General features: G+C 68.8%; 25 protein-coding genes. 12 read left to right on the top strand and 13 right to left on the bottom strand.

Going from position 1 to position 24,514, the window contains the following annotated elements:
* Positions 1-26: 26 nt before the first annotated feature.
* The 5 genes from AS850_RS15715 to AS850_RS15735 form a co-directional block, all read right to left on the bottom strand.
* Positions 27-740, bottom strand: a complete 714-nt coding sequence (locus tag AS850_RS15715) for an aspartate/glutamate racemase family protein (protein ID WP_335589175.1) — start codon at positions 738-740, stop codon at positions 27-29.
* The gene (locus AS850_RS15720) at positions 737-1,765 is read right to left on the bottom strand and encodes an ornithine cyclodeaminase family protein (protein ID WP_119869974.1); all 1,029 of its coding nucleotides are present in this window, start codon (positions 1,763-1,765) and stop codon (positions 737-739) included. Before AS850_RS15720 ends, AS850_RS15715 begins: the two co-directional genes overlap by 4 nt.
* Positions 1,762-2,664, bottom strand: a complete 903-nt coding sequence (locus tag AS850_RS15725) for an ABC transporter substrate-binding protein (protein WP_119869975.1) — start codon at positions 2,662-2,664, stop codon at positions 1,762-1,764. Before AS850_RS15725 ends, AS850_RS15720 begins: the two co-directional genes overlap by 4 nt.
* A gap of 64 nt (positions 2,665-2,728) precedes the next feature.
* Entirely contained in the window at positions 2,729-4,186 is a 1,458-nt protein-coding gene (locus AS850_RS15730) for an MFS transporter (protein WP_236940767.1), read from the bottom strand.
* Positions 4,187-4,360: 174 nt separating this feature from the next.
* Positions 4,361-4,990, bottom strand: a complete 630-nt coding sequence (locus AS850_RS15735) for a GntR family transcriptional regulator (protein WP_119869976.1) — start codon at positions 4,988-4,990, stop codon at positions 4,361-4,363.
* Between the two features lie 186 nt (positions 4,991-5,176).
* Between AS850_RS15735 and AS850_RS15740 the strand changes: the two genes are divergently transcribed.
* On the top strand, positions 5,177-6,460 hold the full coding sequence (locus AS850_RS15740; protein ID WP_119869977.1) for a GAF domain-containing protein: 1,284 nt from the start codon (positions 5,177-5,179) through the stop codon (positions 6,458-6,460).
* On the opposite strand, the gene AS850_RS15745 is transcribed toward AS850_RS15740, so the two are convergent.
* A complete protein-coding gene (locus AS850_RS15745; protein WP_119869978.1) occupies positions 6,374-6,886 on the bottom strand; it encodes a MarR family winged helix-turn-helix transcriptional regulator in 513 nt (170 codons plus the stop codon). The two genes, AS850_RS15740 and AS850_RS15745, sit on opposite strands and share 87 nt — an antisense overlap.
* A 237-nt stretch (positions 6,887-7,123) precedes the next feature.
* On the opposite strand from AS850_RS15745, the gene AS850_RS15750 reads away from it, so the two are divergent.
* The 3 genes from AS850_RS15750 to AS850_RS15760 all read left to right on the top strand — a co-directional run bounded on the left by AS850_RS15750 (position 7,124) and on the right by AS850_RS15760 (position 9,707).
* Positions 7,124-7,774: a hypothetical protein gene (locus AS850_RS15750; protein WP_119869979.1), complete on the top strand. Its 651-nt coding sequence runs from the start codon at positions 7,124-7,126 to the stop codon at positions 7,772-7,774.
* Positions 7,775-7,860: 86 nt separating this feature from the next.
* Positions 7,861-8,784, top strand: coding sequence for a signal peptidase I (locus tag AS850_RS15755; protein ID WP_119869980.1), 924 nt, complete (start codon positions 7,861-7,863; stop codon positions 8,782-8,784).
* Entirely contained in the window at positions 8,781-9,707 is a 927-nt protein-coding gene (locus tag AS850_RS15760) for a LamG domain-containing protein (protein WP_236940768.1), read from the top strand. The genes AS850_RS15755 and AS850_RS15760 overlap by 4 nt, the downstream gene beginning before the upstream one ends.
* Before the next feature lie 39 nt (positions 9,708-9,746).
* Here the strand turns inward: AS850_RS15760 and AS850_RS15765 are convergent, their stop codons facing one another.
* Together AS850_RS15765 and AS850_RS15770 are read right to left on the bottom strand one after the other, a co-directional pair.
* The gene (locus AS850_RS15765; protein ID WP_119869981.1) at positions 9,747-10,382 is read right to left on the bottom strand and encodes a GrpB family protein; all 636 of its coding nucleotides are present in this window, start codon (positions 10,380-10,382) and stop codon (positions 9,747-9,749) included.
* Positions 10,382-11,608 (bottom strand): FAD-binding domain-containing protein, encoded by a 1,227-nt coding sequence (locus AS850_RS15770; protein WP_119869982.1) that lies wholly within the window; start codon positions 11,606-11,608, stop codon positions 10,382-10,384. The genes AS850_RS15765 and AS850_RS15770 overlap by 1 nt, the downstream gene beginning before the upstream one ends.
* Positions 11,609-11,780: 172 nt before the next feature.
* On the opposite strand from AS850_RS15770, the gene AS850_RS15775 reads away from it, so the two are divergent.
* The 4 genes from AS850_RS15775 (at position 11,781) to AS850_RS15790 (ending at position 15,433) form a co-directional block, all read left to right on the top strand.
* Positions 11,781-12,620: a sulfurtransferase gene (locus AS850_RS15775; protein WP_216819795.1), complete on the top strand. Its 840-nt coding sequence runs from the start codon at positions 11,781-11,783 to the stop codon at positions 12,618-12,620.
* Positions 12,617-13,837, top strand: a complete 1,221-nt coding sequence (locus AS850_RS15780) for an MFS transporter (protein ID WP_119869984.1) — start codon at positions 12,617-12,619, stop codon at positions 13,835-13,837. The genes AS850_RS15775 and AS850_RS15780 overlap by 4 nt, the downstream gene beginning before the upstream one ends.
* 144 nt (positions 13,838-13,981) lie before the next feature.
* Positions 13,982-14,806 carry a COG4705 family protein gene (locus AS850_RS15785; protein WP_236940769.1) on the top strand — a complete coding sequence of 275 codons (825 nt, stop codon included), beginning with the start codon at positions 13,982-13,984 and terminating at the stop codon, positions 14,804-14,806.
* A gap of 270 nt (positions 14,807-15,076) precedes the next feature.
* Complete coding sequence (locus AS850_RS15790; protein WP_123955556.1) at positions 15,077-15,433, top strand: hypothetical protein; 357 nt, start codon at positions 15,077-15,079, stop codon at positions 15,431-15,433.
* A 73-nt stretch (positions 15,434-15,506) separates the two neighbouring features.
* Here AS850_RS15790 and AS850_RS15795 read toward each other — a convergent pair whose 3' ends face one another.
* From AS850_RS15795 to AS850_RS15805, 3 genes are all read right to left on the bottom strand, one after another.
* The gene (locus AS850_RS15795) at positions 15,507-15,929 is read right to left on the bottom strand and encodes a VOC family protein (RefSeq protein WP_119869986.1); all 423 of its coding nucleotides are present in this window, start codon (positions 15,927-15,929) and stop codon (positions 15,507-15,509) included.
* A 163-nt stretch (positions 15,930-16,092) separates the two neighbouring features.
* The gene (locus AS850_RS15800) at positions 16,093-17,136 is read right to left on the bottom strand and encodes an amidohydrolase family protein (protein WP_216819797.1); all 1,044 of its coding nucleotides are present in this window, start codon (positions 17,134-17,136) and stop codon (positions 16,093-16,095) included.
* A gap of 64 nt (positions 17,137-17,200) precedes the next feature.
* Positions 17,201-18,385, bottom strand: a complete 1,185-nt coding sequence (locus tag AS850_RS15805; protein WP_123955557.1) for a hypothetical protein — start codon at positions 18,383-18,385, stop codon at positions 17,201-17,203.
* Positions 18,386-18,454: 69 nt separating this feature from the next.
* Here AS850_RS15805 and AS850_RS15810 point away from each other — a divergent pair, with 69 nt between their 5' ends.
* Positions 18,455-19,126, top strand: a complete 672-nt coding sequence (locus tag AS850_RS15810; RefSeq protein WP_119869988.1) for a TetR/AcrR family transcriptional regulator — start codon at positions 18,455-18,457, stop codon at positions 19,124-19,126.
* Between the two features lie 20 nt (positions 19,127-19,146).
* On the opposite strand, the gene AS850_RS15815 is transcribed toward AS850_RS15810, so the two are convergent.
* Positions 19,147-19,812: an SDR family NAD(P)-dependent oxidoreductase gene (locus tag AS850_RS15815; protein WP_119869989.1), complete on the bottom strand. Its 666-nt coding sequence runs from the start codon at positions 19,810-19,812 to the stop codon at positions 19,147-19,149.
* A gap of 115 nt (positions 19,813-19,927) precedes the next feature.
* Between AS850_RS15815 and AS850_RS15820 the strand changes: the two genes are divergently transcribed.
* The 3 genes from AS850_RS15820 (at position 19,928) to AS850_RS15830 (ending at position 23,204) form a co-directional block, all read left to right on the top strand.
* The gene (locus AS850_RS15820; protein WP_119869990.1) at positions 19,928-20,497 is read left to right on the top strand and encodes a TetR/AcrR family transcriptional regulator; all 570 of its coding nucleotides are present in this window, start codon (positions 19,928-19,930) and stop codon (positions 20,495-20,497) included.
* Between the two features lie 144 nt (positions 20,498-20,641).
* Positions 20,642-22,102, top strand: coding sequence for an MFS transporter (locus tag AS850_RS15825; protein ID WP_119869991.1), 1,461 nt, complete (start codon positions 20,642-20,644; stop codon positions 22,100-22,102).
* Entirely contained in the window at positions 22,095-23,204 is a 1,110-nt protein-coding gene (locus tag AS850_RS15830; protein WP_119869992.1) for an alpha/beta hydrolase, read from the top strand. Before AS850_RS15825 ends, AS850_RS15830 begins: the two co-directional genes overlap by 8 nt.
* 97 nt (positions 23,205-23,301) lie before the next feature.
* Here AS850_RS15830 and AS850_RS15835 read toward each other — a convergent pair whose 3' ends face one another.
* Complete coding sequence (locus AS850_RS15835; protein ID WP_236940770.1) at positions 23,302-24,504, bottom strand: MFS transporter; 1,203 nt, start codon at positions 24,502-24,504, stop codon at positions 23,302-23,304.
* Between the last annotated feature and the right edge of the window lie 10 nt (positions 24,505-24,514).

The raw sequence follows: 24,514 nt of genomic DNA on the forward strand, positions 1-24,514 counted from the left end.
GCGGGGCATCTCCTGGGACGGTCCCGTCAGGCGCTCCAGCTGCGGCGCTTCGTCAACGGCGTGGCGAACGAGTCGATCTTGCTCGTGGAGAGCCCCTGGCGGATCAGGGTCTCGACGAGGGCGGCAGCGGCCGCGACGCCGTCGACGACCGGTACGGGGAGGCGTCCGCGCACGTGCTTTTCCAGCCCGGCCATACCGGCACAGCCCAGGCAGATTACCTCGGCGCCCTTCGTGATTGCTCGCCGTCCGGCCTCGACGAACGCTTCCGCCGTCGCGAACGGGTCTTCGTCGAGTTCCAGGACGCCGAGCCCGGTGTCCTCGATCGCGGCACAGCGGTCGATGAGACCTGCCGTCGTCAGGCTGTCCTCGATCTGTCCGACAGCGCGCCTCACGGTGGTGACCACCCCGTAGCGGCGTCCGAGGGTCATGGCGAGGTGCGCGGCGGCCTCGGTGATGTCGACCACCGGGATGGAGAGGAGTTCGCGAGCACCCTCTCGTCCGTGCTCTCCAAAGCCCGCCAGGACGACACCGTCGATGTCGTCGGACAGACGCTCGAGCGTCTGGAGGACGGCGGCGGCGCTGATGAAACTGTCGTACCACCCTTCGGCGGAGGCCACTCCCCAGGCGGGCGTGATGCCGACGACCTCCACGTCCGGTCCGACGGCGAGCCGAGCGCGTGATGCGGCGGTCTCCGTCATCGACACGGTCGTGTTGCAGTTGACGACGGCGATGCGGATCACGACGCGGCTCCGGCGAACCGGGTGAGCGGGGCCGAGGATCCGGGCGCGACGGCGACAGGGGTTCCGATTCCGCGTTCCCGGGCCAGGTCGATGACGCGTGCGGCGACGGCCAGATCCTGCGCTCCGACACCGACGGAGTCGAACACGGTGATCTCGTCGGCGCTGGTCCTGCCGACGGCCGCGCCCGCGATGACTTCGCCCAGTTCGGCGTAGTGCCCTCCGACCGGCAGGAGCCCCTCGGCCACGGCCACGAGGAGGTCCCCCGACTTGGCCATCGCGGTCGCGCGACTGTCGACGAACACGGTCGCCCGCGCCATAGCCTCCCCGTCGAGCTCTCGGTGGGTCGGCCGCGGCCGAGCACCGACGGCATTGACGTGCTGCCCGGAGTGCAGCCAGGCCCCGAGGACCACCGGTTCGACGGACGGCGTCAGGGTGCAGACCACGTCGGATCGCTCCACGACGTCCTGCGGTCCCGAGGCGACGGAACAGCGCCCCGCGAGGTCGGCGTCGAGCTCGCCGAGGAAGCGCTCGACCGTGGTGGGTGACCGCGACCAGACGACGATGCGTTCGAAGGGTCGCGCGGCGGCGAAGGCCCGTGCGTGCTCGGTCGCGAGATTGCCCGCCCCGACGAGCCCGAGGATCCTGCTGTCCGAGCGAGCCAACCGCCGAGTGGCCACGACCGAGGCGGCCGCCGTCCGTCGGCGCGTGATGGCCATGCCGTCCAGGATGGCGACGCACTCGCCCGTGACCGTCGAGGAGACGAGGATCGTGGACCGCTGCGTGGGCAGACCCCTCGCGACGTTCTCCGGGATGTCGGCCATGAGCTTGACTGCGACGAGGCCGAGGCGGTCGGATCGGACGGCCATGGGCAGGAAGACGGCGTCGTCCGAGCCGGTCAGAGCCACCGGCGCCGGCTGCGTCATGGCGCCGGAACCCAGATCGGCGTGGATGGCCTCGACAGCCCCGACGACGTCGACATCGCCGATGACGGTTCCGATCTCCGCGGCGCCGAGGACGAACGTCATCGGGCGTTCACGGCGGCGGGCGCACCGAGAAGCTCCTCGAGCGAAGGCCTGTGCGTGGTGAGGCCGCCGTCGAAGAGGATGCTCATCCAGCGGTCGGAGGCGTCGCGGTCCACCACGGCGGAGTCCCAGACACCGCCCGCCGCCATGTCGTCGGCTGCGCGGCGCAGGAGCGTGGAGTCCTTGTCCGGCCAGCGAGCAGCCAGAACGGCCTCGATCTCGCTGTCGGCGGCGTGCAGGTTGATCCGGGTCATGGCCGCGGCGATACCGTCCATGAAGCGGTCGATGCGGTCCGTCAGCTCCTCGACTCGCTCGGTGAGGCAGTAGTAGACGCTGTTCGGCATCACTCCGCCCGACTGGAGATGACGGAAGACGATGGTGCCACCGCCCGCTGCCACGAGTTCCTCGGCGGAGACGAGATCGAGGATGATGGCGTCGCCGAGGCCGCCTCGGTAGAGCTCGATCAGCATCGACGTCGAGAGATCGCGGACGAACCTGGTCTTCGAGACGTCGAGACCCGCTTCGCGGATCAGGCCGGCAGTGAACTCGTAGGGGGCGCTACCGCCGGCTCCCGGGGCGAGGACGACCTTCCCCGCGAGCTGATCGAGCGTGATGGGCTCGGTCTCGGTTCGCGACACGATCGTCATGGGGAACCTGTGGTTGAGCTGCCCCACGACACTGAGTCGGCGAGTCGTCCCGGCGTACATCGCGGGGACCCAGAGTCCACCGAGAGCAAGATCGGCGGCACCCGACTCGATGTCGTCGAGCACGCCCGTCCACGGGTCGCGCGCTGTGGCGGCGACCCGGAGGCCGCGCTCGGCGAAGAGGCCGCCCTGGACGGCGACGTACTCCGGCAGGTAGTTGAGGCCGTTGGCGGTGGCGGAGATTTTCAGGGTGTCCATTGTTCCTCCAGGGGAATCGTGGGGTGGGAGGGTGGGCCGGAGGCTCCGGCCCACCCGTTCGGTGTCAGGTCCGGTCGGTCGCCAGGGCGTTCTCGTTGACGTCTTCGAGGGAGATGCCGCGGGCTTCGGGGGCGAAGCGCGAGGCGACGACGAGGATGGCGTACATCACGGCCGCGAGTCCGAAGACGCCGACGAACGCGAAGGAACCGTAGAGGGCGATCGCCAGAAACGGCATGACGGCTCCTGCGATGTTGCCGATGCCGTTCACGATCGAGGCACCGGATGCGCGGATAGCGGTTGGGTAGACCTCGGCCGTCCAGGCCGCGAGGGTCGTGTTTGTCAGCATCGTGAAGAACTGGAACAGCGCGCCGAGCACCAGGATCGCGGCCGTGTCGTTCCCGAAGGCGGCGAAGGCCAGGGCCGTGAGGCAGCCCAGGATCCCGGCCGTCGTGACCATGGCGCGGCGTCCCACCCGGTTCGCGAGCAACGCCGCCGCCGTGCAGCCGAGGAGCGAACCGATGTTCATGATCATCGTGTAGAGCAGGCTCTGCGAGACGGTGTATCCGCGCTCGACCAGCAGGGTCGGCATCAGGAAGTTGAGGGTGACCTGCGATCCGAAGGCCATCCACGAGGCGACCCCGATGGCGATGGTGCGCTTGAGGACGAGACGGTGGAACACGGCAGCGGGCGACGAGTGGAAAGCGACAGGCGGCAGATCGGCGGGCGTCAGAGTCACCGGCGACTTCGCGTCGGCCGCGGGCCGGAGGCTGTTCGACGCGAGGATCGCCAGCGAGCGATTCGCCTCGTCGATGCGTCCCTTCGAGAGCAGCCACCGGGGCGTCTCGGGGAGCCGACGCCGGTAGAGCACGACGAGCAGGGCCGGAAGAGCGAGGATCACGAAGGTCCAGCGCCAGACCTGGCCGTCACCGCCCAGAGGCACGGCGAGCGGTCCGAGCAGGAGCAGGAACAGGCCGTAGGAGATGAAGTTGCCGATTCCGCCCGCCCCGACGTTGATCGTCGCGATGAGACCGCCGCGGTACCGGGTGGCGACCATCTCGGACAGCATCGCGATACCGATCATGAACTCGCCGCCGACGCCGATCCCGACGATGAACCGGCTGACGAGCAGCATGTCGTAGTTGAACGACAGGGCACTGAGGAGGCCACCGAGCGTGTAGATCAGGAGATTCAGCCCGAGCGAGAAGCGACGACCGTACTTGTCGGCGAGCCAGCCGGCCAGGAAGCGTCCGACGAGGCCGCCGAGGACGGTGGCGGTGTTGATCGTCGTGAGCTGGATATCGCCGATCTGGAGCGACGCCTTGATGTTGGTGGCCATCGCACCGACGGAGTTCTGCTCGAGGGTGTCGAAGAACTCCCCCGCCAGGATCAGCATCAGCACCGCGAACTGAGCGCGGGTGAATCCGATCGAGTCGAGGGCGGAGGCGACGCCCCGGGAGGCGTCGGGGGTGGTGACGGGCGGTGTGGTGCCGGTGGGAGCTGTGGTGCGCGTTACAGCAGTCATGGGTGACTCCAGCGGAAAGAGGTGGCGATGCCAGAATTCATTCTGCACCGTACGGACACTCTTTTGTATACGAAAAGGTGTTTCCAGCTGGTTTCGGAGAGGAAACACTTTGTTTCAAGATCTGAAGGGCCTCTGGATTGGGCGAATCGCACCCGTCATTCGGAGGTCGAGAACCTATTTCGTATACGTTCTGTGGCCGAGGGTGTCGAGGATCGCTTCATCTCTTCCGAGGTGCTCGTCCATGAGGAGGCCCGCCTGGACGGGGGATCCGCGCAGGATCGCCTGGGCGACAGCCGCGTGGTCACCCCCGCTTTCGGCCACCTCCTCGCGGGTGACGCGCTCGAAGGCCCAGGCCGTCTGGTGCAGGAGACGCTCGATCATCGTCTCCAGGTGTGCGTTGCCCGAGGCGTGGGCGACGAGCCGGTGAAAGGCGAAGCGGGGCGACTGGGCCTCCACCTCCTGGTCCGAGCGCTGCTCGTCGATGACCGCGCGCAGGAGCTCGGCACTGTCCCCTCCCCGACGTCCCGCGGCCAGCTCCGCCGCCAGGACCTCGAGGCCCCGACGGATCTGCATCAGCTCGATGACCGCCTCAGCCGACGAGTCGGCGACGCTGACACCCTTGAACTTCTCGGCGACGACGAATCCCTCGGTCTCGAGCTGTCGCAGCGCCTCTCGGACCGGCACGCGGGAGACCCCGAAGCGGTCCGCGAGGGCGTCCTCTTTGAGGCGCGTGCCTCGGGCGAGGCTGCCGGCGATGATCTCGGCGCGAAGAGCCTTGAGGACGGATGCGGGTTTGGACTCCACGGGTCGATCCTATTCGCGGCGACCCGAAGGGCTGTCTCGTCACTGCCCGCACAGCGACCCGCACGCGCTAGGGTGTGGCCCAGATCATCTGTGTCGCCCGGGACCCCGTCGGCATGCCCGCGGTCGACCGCCGCGGGTCCGTCCCGCGGGAGCCGTCGCTCGGCCCCCGCCGACCCCGGGTGCCGCATGCCATCGCCTCTTCTCCGCCTCGTCGTCCGTCCGCTGATCGCGCTGTGGGTGTCGACGGGTCCGTCCTCGTGGCGGTCCCGGGTGACTCCCCCGGAGTCGCCCGTGATCTCCTGCGCGGGCCCGGATCCCGACAAGATCCTGCTGACCGGAGACGGCGCCGCCACCGGGCGCGGGGTCGTCACGCACGAGCTCGGTCTCGCCGGGTTCCTCGCGCGCGGCCTGTCCGCCCGCTCGGAGCGCGGCGCGGACGTCACGGTCCTGGTCCGGGGCGACATGACGGTTCGCACCTGTGCCGACGCGATCGACACGGTGGACCTCGCCTGCTTCGACATCGTCGTCGTCTCCGTCGGCGCGACCGAGGCGCTGACGCTGGCCCGCGTGCAGACGTGGCGACGGCACCTCGACGTCCTGCTGAACCGACTGGAGGCGAGCACCTCCGCGGCGACTCCGATCTTCCTGCTCCCCATCCCCTTCTTCGGCAACAACCCCGGCGTCCCGGCCCTTCTCGCCCGCGTCGTCGATCGTCACGTGCAGCTCCTCAACGCGGCGGCGGAGGAGTCCGTGGCAGCGCACGACCGGGTGACGACCGTCACCGTCACGCAGCTCGCGGCTTTCGAACCCGAGGGGTCCCACCTCTACCGGCGGTGGGCGGACGCCATCGCCCTCCGGATCACAGCGGCCGAGGCTCCTGCGCGCCTGCCCCCGCTCAGCACGGATCGCGCCGACGAGGACCGCCGGCAGAGATCCCTCCGCGACATGGACATCCGCGCGGGCGACGACCCGGCCCTGAACCGCGTGGCGGAGGGCGCTCGGACGTTCTTCGACACGAAGATCGCGGCGGTGACCCTCATCCAGAGCGACGTCCAGATCATGAAGGCGGCGGTCGGGATCAACCCGGTGTCGCTCCCCCGGGCCCGCTCGTTCTGCGACGTCACCATCCGCGATTCGAAGATCTTCGTGATCGAGGACGCCCGGTCGGATGCGCGCTACGCGGACTACTCGATCGTCGCGAGCGAGCCGAGGATCCGCTTCTACGCCGGGTACCCGCTCCACTCCCCCGACGGTCAGCGGGTGGGCGCTCTGTGCGTGATGGACTCCGCGCCGAGGCGCTTCACCGCCGAGGACGCCGAGGACCTCCGGGGGTTCGCCGAGGAGGCGCAGGCCCGCCTGTGGGAGCTGGTGGGCGTCTCCGACTCAAGGGGTCTCGGTCGCCGCGGCGTCGATGGCGGCCGCGGCGCGGTGGAGGATGTCGATCATCGCGGGGTCGACGACGCCGGGTGAGTTCGTGACGACGTCTTCGATCGCCGAGTTGTAGAGGCCGAGCATCGAGGCCATCGCTTCCTCGCCGCGGAAGGTCAGCGTGAGGATCTGGCTGCGCCGGTCGGTGGGGTGGGCGATCCGTTCGACCTGCCCCGCCCTCTCCAGGCGATCGACCATGGCGGTGATGGCACCGGTGGAGAGGTCCAGCTCGGCGCTCAGCTGTTTGGGCGTGCACTCCTCGGTGTTCCCGATGACGAAGACGGCCGTGAGTTCGACGGTGGAGAAGCCGAGGTCGTGGGCGAGGCGGTGGCGGATGCGTCGGTGAGCGGCGTCGATCTCGACCAGAGCGTTCGAGAGCGCGGACACAGCGGAGTCGAAGGCGGCGGACCCCGGAGGGGTGATCGTCATGAGCGCCTCCTTCGGTGTCGAGGTGGTGGCAGAAATCATCCGTGTTCTCCTTCGTGTGCGCCGTCCGTGGCTGCGCTCCCAGGCTAGGAGTGCATCCCGCGAGTCGGAAGTCCCCCTTAAAGGGGCGTTTACTCACTCATCGAACTATTGCACAGTTGAGCTATCGCACCGCTGAGCAACCTCACCACCGACTTACCCGATGGCCGACCCGAATGGTCGTCGTGTAACTGAAACGTCGGAACTACCCTCATCCCCATCTATTTCTGGAGTCATCCCGTGTCGAACACCACCTCCCCCGTCAAGGGCAAGCGGATCCGTTTCGCCCCGATCGCCATCGCGACGGGTGTCCTCGCCGCGGTCCTCCTCTCCGCGACCATGACGGGCACGCTGTCCGGCTTCGCGGCCCAGATCACCAACTCCACCAACACCGCCGCGACCGGCGCCCTGACGATGCAGGAGACGAACGCCGGCGCGACCGTCACCTGCTCCTCCACGGACGGCGGCTCGGCGTCGGTCAACACGGCGACCTGCGCCACGATCAACAAGTTCGGCGGATCCACGACGATGATCCCCGGCCAGACGGTCACCACCGCCATGAGCATCAAGAACACCGGCTCCGTCACGGCGAACACCTTCACCCTCACCCCCGGCGCCACCTGCGCGCAGTCGAACTCCGGCGCCATCAACGGGTCCGCCACGGACGTCTGCGCCAAGCTGTCCGTCGTCATCACCAACACGACCGCGAACACGGTGGTCTACTCGGGGACCCTCGCGGCCCTCGCAGGATCCTCCGCCTTCACCCTCCCGACCGTCGCCGCCGGCGGCACCACCGGGTTCACCTTCGCCGTCACCCTCGCCTCGACCGCGGGCAACAGCTACCAGGGCCTGCAGGCGTCGCTCCCCCTCGTCTGGAACTACGCCAGCTAAGCGGTAACCCGGCCGGCCGGGAACGTGCCTCCCCCGACACGTTCCCGGCTTCTTCGCGACAGACACCAGAAAGGACGGCGAGCGACATGAGCACGCAGCAGGACACCGCAGCACCCCTCGTGGGTGGCCTCGTCGCCGATCCCGCCGTCCAGCCCATCGATCTCACCGAGATCACCCGCGCGCCGCGACGCCACCCGCTCGTCACCGTCCTGGCCGTCCTCGGTGTCGCCGTGGCCACGGTCGTCCTCGTCGGGGCGCTCGTGTTCCACCTGCAGGGCGGCGCCTGGTTCATCGTCAAGACCCCGTCGATGGGCACCGCCGCCCCCGTCGGGACCCTCGTGCTGACCACGCCGACCACCGGCTCCGACGTCCGGGTCGGCGACGTCATCGCCTTCCACCCGCCGACGACGCCCTCCGAGACCTACACGCACCGCGTCGTGAAGATCGGCCCGACCGGGCTCCTGTCCACCCGCGGCGACATCAACGGCGCCACCGACCCGTGGCAGCTCTCCTCCCGCGACCTCGTGGGCAAGGCCGTCGTCCTCCTGCCGGCGCTCGGCTGGCTCATCCGCGGACTGCCGATCGCCCTCCTCGGGATCGTCATCGTCTTCCTCGCGACCGCGCGGATGAGGAACGCGACGCACCGTGCCTCCTACCGGATCGCCGGCTCCTCGCTCGCCCTCTCGATCGCCGCCTTCGTCCTCCGCCCCTTCACCGGCATGGTCGTCGAGGCCACCGGTGTCGTGAACGGCGCTCCGACGGCCACGGTGGTCTCCACGGGGCTCCTGCCGATCCGGATCGCCGCGGCGCACGGTACGCACGTCGACCTCGTGACCGGCCAGGTCGGTCAGGTCAGCGTGCCCGCGTCCGCCCACCACGGCTTCTACTCGCTGAGCAGCGCCCTGAATCTCAGCGTCTGGGAGTGGGTCGCCCTGCTCGCCGTGTGCTGCCTCCCCCTGCTCTGGACGACCATCGTCGGACTTCCCGCGAAAGAGCAGGAGCAGGCGTGAGCCCCGCCCGACGCCACCGGGCCGCGACGACGCGCCTCCTGCCGGTCCGCGGCGTCGGTGGCATCCGCGCCGTGCAAGTCGTGCGCGCAGGAGCCCTGGCCACGGTCGTCGCGGTCCTCGCCGTCGCCGCCCTCGCCGCCGTGGCGGGGACGACGCCGCTCGCGATGGCGGGCTTCACCGCCAAAGTGAGCAACGGCACCAACACGGTCGCCACGGCCCAGTACTTCAAATGCGTCGACGCGGCGGCAGCCGACAAGGGCACCGCACTGTTCCAGTACGCGCTCGGCGAGCCCTCCGCCTCGACGACGGCGGCGGACACCTCCGGAAACGCGGCGAACGGCTCGTACCAGGGAGCCATGACCACGGCGACCACGGTGCCCCTCGCCTGCTCGCGGGACGCCGGCGGCGCGTACGTTCTCAACGGCACGACCAGCTATCTCTCCACGCCGACGAAGTACGTCAACCCGACGACCTTCAGCGAGGAGGTCTGGTTCAAGACGACCACGGCCGCCGGCAAGCTCATCGGTTTCGGAACCTCGCAGACGGGTTCGTCGTCGCAGTACGACCGCCACGTCTACGTCTCGACCACCGGGCAGCTCGTCTTCGGGACGTACAACGGCGGTATCCAGATCCTCACGACTCCGAAGTCGTACACCGACGGTGTCTGGCACCAGATGACAGCCACCATGTCGGCGTCCACCGGGATGCGCCTCTACGTCGACGGTGCCCTGGTCGCCTCCAACGCCGCGTACACGGCCCCGGAGAACTACTCCGGCTACTGGCGGATCGGCTACGACAACACGAACGCGTGGTCGAACAACGGCACCAACTACTTCTTCAACGGCTCGCTCCGCTACGCGGCGGTCTACTCCAGCGTCCTCACCGCGCAGCAGGTCCAGAACCACTACGCCGCCGGGCGGTAGCCGGTCGCGCCGAGGCCGTCGGAAGCCGTCTCGGGGCCGTCAGTCCAGGAATCCTGCGGCGCGGAAAGCTCGCCGATAGATGTCGTGGACGACCGCCTCCTTGCGGGCGTTGTAGTCCATGACGCGCTGGGCCGGCCCGTCCGCCGCCGAGCGCTTCGCCGCCGCGTAGAGCTCCCTGTCTCCCGCATCCGCTCGCAGCCAGTTGCGGAACACGACGTGCTTCACCAGCTCGGGGCTGTCGGGGCCGAACACGTGCAGATTGACGGCCTGGTCACCGCTCGCAGGAGCCACGACCTCACTTCCCCGCCGACCGCCGCGCAGCATCCGATGCCCGTGCCACCACGGCTCGCGGACCGTCAGAACGAAGCCCTCCTCCTGCAACGGCGGGAGCCAGCCTCCCTCGTCGGCCGGGTCGGCGACCGTGAGGTCGAGGTCGATGACCGGTTTCGCGGCGAGCCCGGCCACGGCCGTGGACCCGACGTGCTCGATCCGCAGGGCTCGCGGGCCGAGCGCCGCACCGACCCGCTCGATGATCGACTGCGCCAGGAGCGGCCACCGTGGGTCGTACTCGGCGAGCAGGACGGCGGACTGCACCGGTTCGACCACCCAGGGGCTCTCCCCCGGCGGCGCCGCGGTCGGCTCGTCGAGGTTCAGGATCTCGCTGCGGCTCGGCACTAGAACAGCCGCTCCGCGTCGACCGAGTCGTCCAGCCGGCGGACGAGCGCCGGGATCTTCTCCTTGAACGGGAAGAAGCCGCGGGAGGCGAAGGGCCACGCCGTGCTGTCCCAGCGTCGGCGCACGGTGACCAGCGCGATCCCCTCCGCAGCGAGGGCGGAGCGCAGGATGCCCAGCCGCTCCTGCACGGGCCCGACCGGAGCGTACGGCACGACCACCGTGTCGAGCCCCTCGGCCCGTGCCCACCGCACGACCGTCTCGGCCGTCGCGTCGGCCAGCACCTGAGCGGGACGTCCGCTCGCGTCCGGTGTCCGGGCCGCGACGTCGTCGAGGGCGGCGGACGTGAAGGCGTTCACGGCTTCAGAGGCGTCGAACGGCGAACGGTCGCTCGGATCGGCGAAGACAGCGGTCGCCACCAGGTCGTCGGCCAGGCCGAGGTGCTCCGCGAGGAGGCTCCTCGCGTCGAGATCCTCCTCGTGCAGGAGGAGACCGGCGCGCGTACCGACCGCTCCCCCGACGTCGTCGGGGTCGATCGGTGTGCGGGGCGGCAGCGCCTCCTCCGCGAGCGCCCGGGCCGAGGTGGCCAGACCGTCCGGGGAGAACCGGCCGTCCGTGTAGCGCGAGATGTTCGAGGCCGTCGCCAGGTACGTCTTGCCGGACGTCTGCAGGCCGGCCACCCACCGCCACGACAGCGTGTTGGACGCGGCATCCCCGTCGAGGAGGTGCCGGTAGAAGAAGTCCGCGCCGAGCTGCCAGGGCAGGCCGAGCGTGAAGATCCAGATGCTCGCGAACCACATGCGGGTGTGGTTGTGCAGGTAGCCGGTCTCGACGAGCTCCCTGACCCAGGCGTCCATCGCGTCGATCCCGGTCCGCCCCGCGACGGCGTCGGCGTATCCGGATGGAAGCTCGGCGGCCGCGAACCCGGTCACCTCGCGGCGGTAGCGGCGCCAGACCTCGGGGTTCTGCTCCAGCCAGCCCTTCCAGTAGGTGCGCCAGAACACCTCCTGCACGAACTTCTCGGCGGCGCGGAGGCTGTGCCGCTCGAGCACGGCCGCCACGACCTCGTGCTCGGTGACGAGCCCGTGGCGCAGATAGGGAGACAGTCCGGAGACGTTGCTCCGGGACGCCCCGAGGTCGTGATTGCGGTCGCGAGCGTAGAAGCCGCCTGCGCGGGGCACGAACTCGTCGAGCGCCTCGAGGCCGGCCGCTCGGGTCGGGATGAACATGTCTCCATCATGCGACGCGCTGCGGTGTGCGGGCCGTCGGCGGTGCCGCGGCCGCATACGGAGTGGCGGCGTCTTCTGCTCGGTCCACGGACATCGGAGGATAGTGAGGTGGCGAGTTCTCCCTCGTCAGCTCGCCCCTCCCCCACCGACCTTCGATCCGAGGAGCACCATCGTGATCCTGCCCGCCGTCGTCCAGCCCGAGTGGTACCGCGACCACGCCGACGAGGTCGTGCTGGTCGACGTGCGCTGGTACAGCGACGGCCGTGACGGCGAAGCCGCCTACCGACAGGGCCATCTGCCCGGCGCCGTCTGGGTGAGCATCGACGGCGACCTGTCGTCTCCCGCGGATCCCGGTGGGGCGCGCCACCCCCTGCCGACCCCGGAGCACTTCGCCGCGTCGTTGGGAAACCGCGGCATCGGGCAGGATGCCACCGTCATCGCCTACGACGACACCTCGGGATCCACGGCCGGACGCCTCGTGTGGCTCCTGCGGGCACTCGGTCAGCCGGCCGCCCTCCTCGACGGCGGGATGTCCGCCTGGCACGGTGATCTGGAGCGCGGCGACGTCACCCGCGCTCCGGTGACGCGCGATCCTCGGCCGTGGCCCGCTGACCGCTTCGTCGACCAGGGCGCGGTCGCGGATAAGAGCGCATTCGACGTCCTCGTCGACGCCCGCGCCCGTGAGAGGTACACCGGCGAGGCGGAGGTCCCGCTCGACCCGCGGCACGGCCACGTGCCCGGCGCGGTCAACGTTCCCTGGGCATCGAATCTGGACGAGAACGGTTTCTTCCGGCATCCTGCCCTCCTTCGCGAGCTCTACGCGGAGCAGGGAATCGACGTCGACAGCCGGGTCGCCGTCTACTGCGGCAGCGGGGTGACGGCGTGCACCGATCTGCTCGCCCTGGAGTACGCCGGGATCCAGGGCGCGCGCCTGTATCCGGGATCGTGGTCCGAGTGGGGAGCGGACGCCGGGTCGCCGATGGAGACCGGAGATGCGACGGCGACGGCATGAGCGCCGAACCTGTCGTCGTCGGCACCGCCAGGTCTCGGACGGTCCGCCACCACCGTCCCCCGCGATGGCGACGCGTTGCCGCCGCCATGGTGGTTCTCGGCTGGGGCGGGAATCAGTTCCTGCCCCTCATGCCGCTCTACCGCGACGTGATCGGCTACACGCAGGTCGACGTCGATCTCTTCCTTGCGTTCTACGTGCTGGGTCTCGTGCCTGGCTTCGTCCTGTCGGGCTCGTTGTCCGACCGCTTCGGCCGGAAGCCGATCATCCTGGCGGCTCTCGTGATCGCCGCGGCGGGCAGTGCTCTGATCGCGTCCGGCGGAGCAGTCATGATCGTGATGTGCCTCGGGCGCATGCTGAGCGGACTCGGTGTCGCTGCGGCCATGGTCGCCGGGAGCAGCTGGCTCAAGCAACTCGCCGTGGCCGAGGGATGCGGTGCGCCGGGAGCGAGACGCGCCTCGCTGGCGCTGTCGATCGGGTTCGGTGGCGGCGCCGGAATCGCGGGCGTGCTGGCGCAGTTCGTCGCGCTGCCCACCGTCGTCCCCTATGCGGTGCACGTCGTCGCCTGCCTCGTGGCTTTCGCTGCCGTGGTCGGCGTCGACAACACGGAGCGTGTCGGAGTCTCCCGGGGGCTCGGACTGCGCGAGATGTGCATCCCGCAGCACGCGCACGCCACGTTCTGGACGCGGGTCGCCCCGACCGCGCCCTGGATCTTCGGTGCGGCGGCGTTGTCGTTCGCGTTCGGCCCGTCCCTCGTCAAAGATCAGGTCGGCTCGTCGCAGGTCATCTTCGCGACCCTGGTCACCCTCCTCACCCTCGGGAGCGGCACCGCGACCCAGCTCGCCTCGGCGCCGATCGATCGAGTGCTTCGTGGCCGGAGCGGGCCCGTGGGCGCGATCTGCGTCGCGCTCGGTGCCTGCATCCTCGCGCTCGCTTCCGTCACCGGCCAGCCTCTGATCGTCGTGCTGGCCGCGCCGGTGTTCGGCTGCGGCTACGGCCTGTGCATGGTCGCGGGACTGGCTCTCACGCAGTCGCTCGCCCGACCCGAGGAACTCGCCGGACTCACCGCGACCTTCTACGCCCTGAGCTACCTCGGGTTCTTCCTCCCCCTGGCCTTCGCCGCCCTGGCACCGATCGCCACCGGGTCGACGATGCTGCTCCTGACCGCCGCGGTGATCGTCGTCTGCGCTGCTGTCGCCGGTCGGCCGGGTCGTCCGTGACATCGGCGGGAGATGGAGCGGACCGTGCGCGGACCGGATCCGGCCGATCCCCTTCTTAGAGAGGTCTGGGGGGCTTCTTCGCGGGGTCTGAGGCGAGTGCTGGTCGACTTCGACCACCTCACCCATGACCCAGGAGCTGACCACATGGCCAACACCGCCTCATCCGCTGACCTCACCCGTCGCACCATGCTGAACAAGGTCCCGGAAGTGACCGCCGCGTTCTGGATCATCAAGGTCCTCGCGACGACCGTCGGCGAGACGTTCGCCGACTACCTCAACGTCACCCTCGGCTTCGGCCTCACCGTCACATCGGTCGTGATGGCGGTCCTGCTCGTGGCCGCCCTGATCGTGCAGTTCCGCCTTCGCCGCTACGTCCCCGCCGTCTACTGGCTGGCGATCGTCCTGATCAGCGTCGTCGGCACCCTCCTGACCGACAACCTCACCGACAACCTCGGCGTCCCCCTCTGGGTCACCGCCGTCGTCTTCGCGATCGCCCTCGCGATCACCTTCGCCGCCTGGTTCGCCAGCGAGCGGACCCTGTCGATCCACTCCATCCTCACCAGCCGCCGCGAAGCGTTCTACTGGCTCGCCGTCCTGTTCACCTTCGCCCTCGGCACCGCCACCGGCGACCTCCTCGCCGAACAGCTGAACCTCGGCTACCTGCTCTCCCTGGTCGTCTTCGCAGCGGCGATCGCCCTCGTGGCGTTCCTCTACTACGTCGTCGAACTCAACGCCGTCGTCGCGTTCTGGATCGCCTACATCCTCACCCGCCCCCTCGGAGCATCCACCGGAGACCTCCTCTCCCAGGCACCGCAGGATGGGGGCCTCGGGCTCGGCACCACCGGCACCAGCTTCCTCTTCCTCGCGATCATCGTCGCCCTCGTCGGCGTCCTCTCGTTCCGCTCGGTCGCGCGCGAGAAGCGTGCCCGCACCCCCTTGCTGCGCCTCCCCTCCGACGGGCTCGAGTAGCACGACTCCTCCGCGTGGCAACCCCCTCTAGTGGGGGTGACCGCTTGTCGTGTCCACCATGTGGAGGACCCATACAGTGGGAATCAGTTACCCGTGACTCCTGCGAGGACCGCCCGAATCGTTCCCAGCACGGCGGAGTCACGGGGGCTGCCCTGCCCGAACAGGAACGCTCTCCCACCCTCCGACGTCGACCCCGAGCGGGCCCTCGTCGGATGTCGGTGGGTCGTCGTCCGGAAGGAACAGGGCTTCGCGATGAGGAGCGAACCCGCCATGTTCACCAGCCGAACCCGCGCCGAGTTGGCCCGTCCGCTGTTCCGAATGGCTCCGCGACTGAGAGTCGACGTGCGCATCCTCTCGCGCGCGCAGGCCACGGCCTGGGATTGTCCGCGGCGGATCGTCACCGTGCGATCGACGGTCGACACGGTCGGCGTCGCGTGGTTCGAGAACGACGTCTGGCAGATCGGCGCGCTTGTCGGCGAAGGAGCCGAAGAGACGCTCTCGTCCACGCGCGTCGTGTCGGACGTCCACACGGCCGCCGCCGTTTTTGCAGACCTCTTCCGGCAGACGGGTGGATCGCGTTCGGAGATCATCGAGAGCCGTCGACCCCCGGCGCTCACCGCCGCCTGACGCATCCGGCCCTCGATGACACGAGGACCGAGCCTTCGGCGACGTGCACCGAGGAGTCGGACCGGACGAACCCCTACGCCGAAGCGAGGGAGTTGATCATCCAGTCGACACCGAACCGGTCCTTGAACATGCCGAACCGGTCGCCCCAGGGCGCAACCTCGAACGGCACCGTGATGGTCCCGCCCACGGTGAGGCCGTCCCAGTAGCCGGCCAGGGTGTCGGAGTCCGTCCCCGACAGGGAGACGGAGTACCCCTCTCGGTCGCCGGCGCCTGGGATGTGCTCCGGCGCATCGGCGCACATCAGCGTGAGCCCGAGCGGAGTGATCAGCTGCCCGTGCATGACGAGATCCTGCTCGCCCGCACCGACGTGCTCGGCCATGCCTCCCTCGGCGAAGGTCGTGACGGTGGGTTCGCCGCCGAGGACGGAGGCGTAGAACTCCAGCGCCTCGCGCGCCTGACCTCGGAAATTCAGATACGGATTGAGCGTGATGGACATGTGGGCCTCCTCGGTCGGGTGGGGCCGCGACCAGAGAGGTGCACGACCTGGTGAGCTCCAGCACGACGGGCGCGCCACCCGTGCAGCCACCTCACCAGCGGGACTCCACGGACATGATCGTTCAGCACGACTGTGACGACACAGTAGTGGAGAACGATGGCGATCAGGTTCTCAAGCGGGGGAAGAGTTCTTCGGCGGCGGAGCGGTGCACCTCGCCAAGCCTCTCGGATCCTGCGCCGTCGTAGGTGTCGAGGACGTGGTCGAAGCGGGCACTCCACTCCGGGTGTGCGTAGGGGTAGTCGCTGCCGTAGAGGACGTGGCCCGGCTCCGCGAACGCGAGGAGCGACGGGAGCGAGGTCGGCGTGGCGGACAGGGCTGTGTCGAAGTAGAACCTGCGGAGGCCCGCCTGGATGCTCTCCGGGGTGGTGCCGGTATTGAACATCGCGGCGGCGCTGAATCGTTCCGCGGCGTAGGGCAGGAAGCCGCCGGCATGCGAGAGGATCACGCGCAGCTCGGGGTGCCGGTCGAAGACCCCGTGGGCGACGAGGTCCACGGCGGTGCGAGTGGTGTCGAACGGGAAGTCCACCAGGGCAGTGGGCAGCCCGGGCAGCTGCGCCATCCGGGGTGCGGTGGGATGCACGAAGACGACGGCCGAGCGTGCGGCGAGTTCCGTCCACAAAGGCTCGTAGGCGGGATCGCCGAGGTAGCGTCCGTTGGCGTTCGACAGAAGGAGAACGCCGTCGGCGTGGAGCTCGTCGAGTGCTCGCACGGCTTCGGCGACAGCTCCGTCGAAATCCGGGAGCGGCAGGACGGCGAAGTGCCCGAACCGATCCGGGTGTGCCCTGACCAGCTCAGCTTGGTAGTCGTTCAGTTCGCGGGCCAGCTCGCGGGCCGCGGCGTCATCGCCGAAGTGCACACCTGGTGCGCTGATCGACAGGATCCCGGTCTCGATGCCTGCCTCGTCCATCATCCTGATCGCCCCTTGGGAATCCCACTCGGGCATGAGCCAGCCGCCGATGGCCCGGGGACCCTGCCTCGGAGTCGTCCCGCCGCTGGTGTCCCAGGGGTTCCATTGCGCGGACCCGCCTTGGACCGCCTGCGCCCCGGTCTCGGCTGCGCTGCTCAGGGCCCGATCTCCTGCGGCTGCTAGTGCGTCGAAGTAGCGGGGTGGGAGCAGGTGCTGGTGAACATCGATTCTGCCTGGCATGGTGCCGACCTCCTGTTGTGTCATGACTGCTGTCTCTCGGGGTGAGAGGGGATTACCGTGCGCGCTAGGCGGTGACCTCAGCGGGCTTGTCGAGAGCGGCGAGGTCGGCATAGGACGCCGGTGACGCAGTTGCCCGGAGGAAGTCCTCGTTGCGGTGGCCCGCGCCCTTCAGACGAGTGGCCGCCTCTTTTCGGCTGCGGATGAGCATCGCGATCAGGGTGAGCAGGATGCCGGCCACAGCCCAGATCGCCAGCCGGATGATCGGGCCGGAGATGGCAGCACCGTCGAAGTACTGAACCGAGCGCAGCAGGTCCAGAGAGTCCCCTTGCGGGAACACGTAGTACAGGGCCTGGAAGAAGTCGTTGAGAAGGTGGATACCAAGGGGCCCGCCAGAAGACGTGTTGCCGAGGATCACCAGCGCGAGCGTCGTGAGGAGTGCCGCAAGAGTTCCGCCCAGTGCGGCGACGCCGGTCACGGCTCCCCCGATGGCGAGCCCCGTGAGCCAGAGCACCGCGAAAACGGCGCCGGGATTGACGGTCACCGCACCGAGGGCGGTGTCGATCCAGAGGGTGATCAACCCGGCCAGGGCACCCGTGTAGAGGACGAGGACGATGCTGCGCTCGACGAACCGCGACGAGGTGTCGACCGTTCCGAGGATGCGGCCGAAGACCGTGGCACCCAGCGCCGCGCCGAGTCCGGCAAACAGGATCGCGTAGAACTCGATGGAGCCGACGGGGTCCTTCTTTGGCAGGGGTGCGAGATCGGTGGTCGTGCTCGTGGTCTTCAATCGCTGGGCGATGGAGTCGCCGATGCCGGAGACCGCCTGACCGAGGCCACGACCCGCACCACTGGCGATGTAGGTCGTGACGACGGCGTTCTCTCCGGCTGGGGGAAGGACGACGGCGCCGTCCACCTCCCGGTCGAGGACGGCGGCTCGCGCCTTCGCCTCGGACGACACGACCGTGAGGTCGAGTGACCCCTGCTGCTCCAGGGCCACGATCGTGTCCGCATTGCCGGCGACGGCGAGGTGCACATTGTTGGGTGTCGGATTTCCGAAGGCGCTCGAGTAGCTGGTCAGCATCGCCAGGGCGAAAAGCAGGATCCCGATGCCCCCCAGGACCAGGTTGCGGTAGCGGTGCTGGGATCCCGGCCCCTCCGACGTCAGCGCGCCGCCTGCCACCGCTGCTTCGAACTCCGGGTGCTGCGGAGTCTCTTCCCGTCGTGGTGCCGACTCGGTCACGTGCGTCATCTTATCCTTTACAATTGTCCAGTAGTGGACAAATGTACATCAAGGAGTGGGGTCTGACAAGATGGAACCATGTCCCAGGGAACGAGCACGCTGCCACCGGAGGCGCACCGGGTGGACCCGCGTGTCACCCGAACCCGCGCCGCCCTCATCCGGGCTCTGACGACGCTGGTGTCCGAGTCCCCGAAAGGCGAGGTGATCTCGATGAGCGCGGTCGCGCAACGAGCTCGCCTGAGCAGGCAGGCGCTGCACAACCACTACAGCAATGTCGGTGACCTCGCGACGGATGTCTGGATCAGTCGGCTGCTCGAGGGCTGGCTCCCCCTCGATGAGAGCGCAGCCAATCTCGTCGAGGCCCTCACGCGCGCCGTGCAGGAGCGCGGAATCGAGCCGCTGCTTGCCGCCGGACGTGCTGATCGCGACTTCTTCGACAAACTCCGCGCCATCCCCCGTGGCGAGCGGGTCGCCGAGGTTCTTGCCGCGGCGGTCACCACGTGGTTGACGGATGCGGATCGCGACTCCGATCGACCGAAGATCGCACTCACCGGCGACGCCCGGACTTTCACCATCGGCGGCATGGTGGCGTTGGTCTCGACGTGGCAAATGGCCGAGAACCCGCCGGACATCACCGAACAGGTAGCGACTCTTCGGACATTCGCGGCCGCTGCTGCCGCGGCTACCGTCGGCGGAGTCCGGCGGACCTCGGCAAGCGCCACCGCTTTGCGCGGCCCGTCCGGAGCCTGAAGCGCCGGACGGGAACGACGTCAAGCGTCGTAGGCGACGTAGTGCAGTTCGGCGTCCTTTCGCTCCTCGTAGAGCTTCACGTAGGACTGCGCGATGACAGCGGGCTCGGCGTCCGGGCGGCCGCCGCCGATGAGAGCGGTGATCGCCACGAATCCGACGTACACCCCCTTGTCAGCCAGGGCCTTATTGAGGTTCAGCGTCCAGTTCCGGAGTCCAGCCGCGGCGATGTTCACGTTCCCGCGAACCGGCGTCTGTGAGAGCGCGCCGCCACCCGTCGTCACGAGAACTGTTCCGGAACCGGCCGAGATCATCTCAGGCAACGCGGCACCGATGGCGGTGACGGCACCACCCAGGTAGAAATCGATCTGCGGCTGCAGATTGCCCATCGTCACATCCAGAGCGTCGACCGATTCAAGAGTGTGGTCTGCTGGCGAGAACTCGAGGACGTCGATAGGACCCAGCGCTGCTCGGATCAACTCGATCGCCTCCTTGAGCGTCTCGGGCTCGCGGACGTCAGCGGTGAAACCACGAGCGCGGATGCCCTCGCTACCAAGCATCTCTGCAAGTGCGTCGAGCTTGGACCGGTCGCGGGCAACGAGGGCGACATCGAAGCCCTTCTGCCCGAAAGCGCGAGCGATCTCGAGGCCGAGGCCGGGGCCGGCTCCGATGATGGTGATCAGGGGCATGATGCATCCTTCCGTAGCCCACCGCGGGGCCGGCATTCTGTAGCGGTAAGTTGAGGTGGTCCTCACGTGCGCCCAGCATATGTTGAGGCCGCCCTCAATTTCTACTGGAGTTGCTGTGAGTACCACGCCCGGCCTGCGTCGAGACGCTCAGGCGAACCTCGACAAGCTTCGGGCGGCCGCCATAACGGTGTTCTCGCGGCGAGGTCTTTCGGCCCCGCTCGAGGACATCGCCCGGGAGGCCGGCGTCAGCATCGGCACGCTCTACAACCGCGTCGGATCCCGAGAGGAGCTCATCGACGCTGTCGTCCCGGACATCGCCGGCGCGAAACTCCGGACACTCCGGGAACGGACGCTGGCTCAGGAGTCTGCTCGGGCGCAACTGGAGACGTTCATCGCGGAAATGATCGACCTGCAGCTCAGCGACCCGGTTATGAACGACGCGATGCTCCGGCGCTACCCCGACGCCGTTCTCCTCATCAACGCCTGCGAACGCTCCATGGCACTCGGCGCGGAACTCGTCGAGAACGCCCACGACGCCGGCGTGCTCTCGAGGGACTTCACCCCCGACGACCTCCTGACCGTCCTGTGGCTGGCCGCCCTGGCCAGCCACGATCCTGCCGCTCCGGACGGATGGCGCCGCGTCGTCGACCGCAGCGTCTCCGCCGCCTGGATCGCGGAGGCCTGACGGTCACGCTCCGAGCAGAGCTGGCGGTGATGCCGCGCGTGCGCTACATTCCGAACAGAGGGAAAAATCCCGTTCGGCTTCGGCTGGCGGAAATGCGCACGCGTCTCAGGGGAGCCGCCACTTCTTCCTCGAAGGAGTGCGCCCATGTCCGTGCAGACGATTTCCCCTCCCCACATCACCGCCCCGCCGGAGCGGCTGCAAGACGCGTGGGTCGCCCTGGCTGGGCTGTCGGCCGTGTTCCTGTTCGAGATGCTCGACAACTCGATCCTGAACGTCGCCCTTCCTACCATCGGCCGCGATCTAGGCGCCACGACCGCCGCGCTCCAATGGGTGTCGGGAGCGTATTCGGTCGCCTTCGGCGGCCTGATGCTCCTGTTCGGTGCTGTAGCCGACCGGTTCGGCCGGCGCCGAGTCATGCTCACCGGTCTCGCTCTCCTCGCCATCGCAAGCATCTTGACCGTGTTCGTCACGTCGACGGAACAGCTCATCGTCGTCCGAGCGCTCCTGGGAATCGCCGCTGCAATGACGACCCCGGGAACGATGGCATTGGCTTTCCGCCTCTTCACCCGAGAGGATCTCCGGATCCGGGCGTTGACCGTGATCTCCACCGCGGGACTCGTCGGTCTGGCCATCGCACCGACTGTCGGCGGCTTCGTGCTCGCAGTCGCCCCCTGGCAAGCGCTCCTGCTGGCCACGGCTCCCGTCGCCGCCCTCGCCTTCGTCGGCATCCGTGTCGGCGTCAGCGCCGATCAGAGAGCCGACCTGCACCGCGATCCGATCGACGTCCTCGGCGCGGTCCTCGGCAGCGTGATCGTCATCGGGGTCCTCGTCACACCCACGCTTTTCGTCACCCGGGCCGGCACGAGGCTGTCCTGGGCGTCGGTCGCGGTCACAGCCCTCTCGGTCGCCGCATTCGTGATCCGAGAGCGGTCAGTCCGCTTTCCACTCCTCGACCTGCACCTCATCGCCACACCCCTGGTCTCCAGCGGACTCGCCTACAAAGCGGCGGCGGGTCTTGCCATGGCGGGCCTGTCATACCTGGTGACTTTGCAGCTGCAACTCCTGTGGGGGTGGTCGCCGGCTCTCGCCGCCGTCGGCACGCTGCCCCAGGTCGTCGTCCTGCTCGCCAGCGGGCGGTTCGTAGGGCCGTTCGTCACCCGGGCAGGTCTTGTCCGTGCCGCGTGGATGAGCGCCGCCTCGGTGGTCGCCGGTCTCGCCGTGTTCGCGACCCTCGCCCGTTTCGGCTACGTCTGGGTCGCCCTCGCACTCGTCCTCGTCGCAGCCGGGATGAGAGTCGTCGGTGTGGTCGCCGGCAACAACGTCCTTCGAGGCCTGCCAGAGAACCGCACCTCGATCGGTGCCGCCCTCGTCGACACAGCCAGCGAAATCGCGACCGCCGTCGGGATCACCGCCACCGGCACCATCCTCGCCGCCCTTGTGACGGGCAGCATCACCAGCGGGTCCTGGACGCCGACGCGTGTCGACTCGTTCGAGACCGCCCTCACGGTCGGCGGCCTGACCATCACCGTCGCGGCCGCAGGCCTCGTCGCGCTCGGCATCTTCCGTGCCCGCAACACCACCACCCCGGAGCCCACTCATGTCTGACCACACCATTCGCCCCCCGTTCGATCCCGAACTCCAGACGTTCCTCACCGCCCTCGAGGCTCGAGGACCCTTCTCCCTGTCGACCGAGATGCTGCCTCGCATGCGACAACTCGACACCACCGAAGAAGAACTCGATGCACGGCTCCGCACCCGTGGTTACGAACGTCGAAGCGTCGCCGTTCCCGGGCACCTGGGCGACCCCATCCAGCTGGCCATCATCCAGCGCATGTGCCGCACCGGTTCGAGGGCCGCCGTCTACACGATCCACGGTGGCGGGATGATGTTCGGTCATCACCTCGGCAACCTCGACTCCTACGACGACTGGCTCCTCGACCATGACATCGTCCTCCTCAGCATCGACTACCGTCTCGCCCCCGAATACCCCGACCCCCATCCCGTCGAGGACTGCTACGCCGGCCTCGTCTGGGTCACCGCCCACGCCGACGAGCTCGGCATCGACCCCGACCGGATCGTCATCGCCGGGCAAAGCGCGGGCGGCGGGCTCGCCACCGGCACCGCACTCCTCGCACGCGACCGGAAGGGTCCGGACTTGTTGGCGCAGATCCTCGTGTCGCCCATGCTCGACGACCGCGACAACACGGTGTCCACGCGCCAGATCGACGGGGTCGGAGTTGCTGACCGGCAGATGACTCGCTTCGGCTGGGACGCCTACCTCGGACCTCGCCGCGCCACCGACGACGTCTCCGTCTACGCCGCACCCGCCCGCGCCGAAGACCTCCACGGTCTGCCCCGGACCTACATCGACTGCGGCAGCACCGAGGTATTCCGCGACGAGACCATCGCCTACGCCAGTGCCCTCTGGGCCGCAGGAGTCGACGCCGAACTGCACGTCTGGCCAGGCGCCTTCCACGGATTCACCAGCATGATGCCCCACGCCGTCATCTCGAAGACCGCGACCGCCGCCCTCGGCGACTGGACACGACGAACCCTCGGACCACCCGCGCCGGTCGCAGAATTCTCAAATCAGGCGCCCCCGGTGTCTCGTCACGGAAGTGGGTCGAAACGGATGGGCCTCGGGACCGACGAGCGGGATTTCCGCTTCGCGGCGCCCCTAGCCGCTGATCAGGTCTCTGGCAAGTGAGGCGCGTGAACGCCAGAGCGACGCCACAGGGCCGTCGGACCGGGTCGCGTTGGGGTGCACCCCAGAGCAGCAGTTTGGCCGGAGCCACACGACAGGTTCAGGTTCGTGCCGAGAAGGTTTCTCGGCCGGCGATTGTGAGGGCCAGGGCCGCGACGCCGAGGACGGCCATGAATGCGCCGAGGATCAGCCCGCCGGAGACGTTCAGAAGCACGGCCCCGACCAAGCCCGCAGCGAAGATCGCGAGATTGAAGGCGACGGGCAGGAAGGAGTTGGCGAGGTCCGACTGGGCACCGCCGGCGATCGAGAGGGCGCTCTGGAGCTGAGGGGATGCGCCCCCGAATGCCAGCCCCCAGAGTCCGGCAGCGAGCAGGACCGCGACCGGGGAAGCGTGCTCGGCGACGAGCACGCCTGCCGCGAGGATGAAGACGGCGATGCTCGCTTGCAGCAGCAGCCGGGGGTGGTGGTCGATCACGAGGGCGGTCACGATGACACCGCCGATCGAGGCGACCCCGTAGACGAGGAGCACGAGGTCCGCGGTGAGACCGCTTCCGCTGTCACGGAGGAACGGTGCGATGTACGTGTAGAGGGTGTTGTGTCCGAGCATCCAGACGAAGATCACCAGGAGCACGATCGGGATGCCCGGCAGCAGGAACACCCTTCTCAGGGGTTGCCGGTGCGCTCGGGGTTGTCCTGCCAGTCCGGGCACGATGATCGCGATCACGCCGACGAGGACGACCCCGAGGGCGGAGAGCCCGGCGAACGACCACCGCCAGTCGAAGATGCCGCCGATGAAGGAGCCGAGCGGGGTGCCGAGGGCGAACCCGACCGGCGCACCCGTGGCGACGACCGCCAAGGCGAGACCGCCACTGTTGGCCGGGCTGATCCTGCGGCCGTACGCGGCGAGTATCCCCCACAGGATCCCGGTGAAGGCGCCGCCGACGAACCGGGAGACCAACGCGATGACGACGTCAGAAGACACCGCGGTGACGGCGTTGGCGAGGACGAGCCCCGAGAGGGCTCCGAGAAGGAGCGGCTTCCGGCGGAAGCCCTGCGTGTAGGTGATCGCAGGAACGGTGACGACGACCGTCCCCAATGCCCAGATGCTGATGAACTGACCGATGACCCCTTCGCTGACACCGAGGTCTCGCGCCATCACGGGAAGGAGGCCGGCAGGCATGGTCTCTGCGGACAGCAGAACGAATCCGACGGCCGCCAGCGAGATCAGCGGGAGCCACGGCATCCGTTCCCGGGTCGCCGGTGTGGCAGCCGAGGGGGCCGGGGCCGGTATCGAGGTGGTCAATTCTTTCCCG

Origin of the sequence: Frondihabitans sp. 762G35 (assembly GCF_002074055.1) — a bacterium.
Taxonomy (GTDB): domain Bacteria; phylum Actinomycetota; class Actinomycetes; order Actinomycetales; family Microbacteriaceae; genus Frondihabitans.

Coding starts and splice junctions, on each gene's coding strand:
- AS850_RS15720 (WP_119869974.1), bottom strand. CDS start 1,765: ATGACGTTCGTCCTCGGCGCCGCGGAGATCGGAACCGTCATCGGCGAT.
- AS850_RS15725 (WP_119869975.1), bottom strand. CDS start 2,664: ATGGACACCCTGAAAATCTCCGCCACCGCCAACGGCCTCAACTACCTG.
- AS850_RS15730 (WP_236940767.1), bottom strand. CDS start 4,186: ATGACTGCTGTAACGCGCACCACAGCTCCCACCGGCACCACACCGCCC.
- AS850_RS15740 (WP_119869977.1), top strand. CDS start 5,177: ATGCCATCGCCTCTTCTCCGCCTCGTCGTCCGTCCGCTGATCGCGCTG.
- AS850_RS15745 (WP_119869978.1), bottom strand. CDS start 6,886: ATGATTTCTGCCACCACCTCGACACCGAAGGAGGCGCTCATGACGATC.
- AS850_RS15755 (WP_119869980.1), top strand. CDS start 7,861: ATGAGCACGCAGCAGGACACCGCAGCACCCCTCGTGGGTGGCCTCGTC.
- AS850_RS15770 (WP_119869982.1), bottom strand. CDS start 11,608: ATGTTCATCCCGACCCGAGCGGCCGGCCTCGAGGCGCTCGACGAGTTC.
- AS850_RS15780 (WP_119869984.1), top strand. CDS start 12,617: ATGAGCGCCGAACCTGTCGTCGTCGGCACCGCCAGGTCTCGGACGGTC.
- AS850_RS15785 (WP_236940769.1), top strand. CDS start 13,982: ATGGCCAACACCGCCTCATCCGCTGACCTCACCCGTCGCACCATGCTG.
- AS850_RS15790 (WP_123955556.1), top strand. CDS start 15,077: ATGTTCACCAGCCGAACCCGCGCCGAGTTGGCCCGTCCGCTGTTCCGA.
- AS850_RS15795 (WP_119869986.1), bottom strand. CDS start 15,929: ATGTCCATCACGCTCAATCCGTATCTGAATTTCCGAGGTCAGGCGCGC.
- AS850_RS15800 (WP_216819797.1), bottom strand. CDS start 17,136: ATGCCAGGCAGAATCGATGTTCACCAGCACCTGCTCCCACCCCGCTAC.
- AS850_RS15805 (WP_123955557.1), bottom strand. CDS start 18,385: ATGACGCACGTGACCGAGTCGGCACCACGACGGGAAGAGACTCCGCAG.
- AS850_RS15810 (WP_119869988.1), top strand. CDS start 18,455: ATGTCCCAGGGAACGAGCACGCTGCCACCGGAGGCGCACCGGGTGGAC.
- AS850_RS15815 (WP_119869989.1), bottom strand. CDS start 19,812: ATGCCCCTGATCACCATCATCGGAGCCGGCCCCGGCCTCGGCCTCGAG.
- AS850_RS15825 (WP_119869991.1), top strand. CDS start 20,642: ATGTCCGTGCAGACGATTTCCCCTCCCCACATCACCGCCCCGCCGGAG.
- AS850_RS15830 (WP_119869992.1), top strand. CDS start 22,095: ATGTCTGACCACACCATTCGCCCCCCGTTCGATCCCGAACTCCAGACG.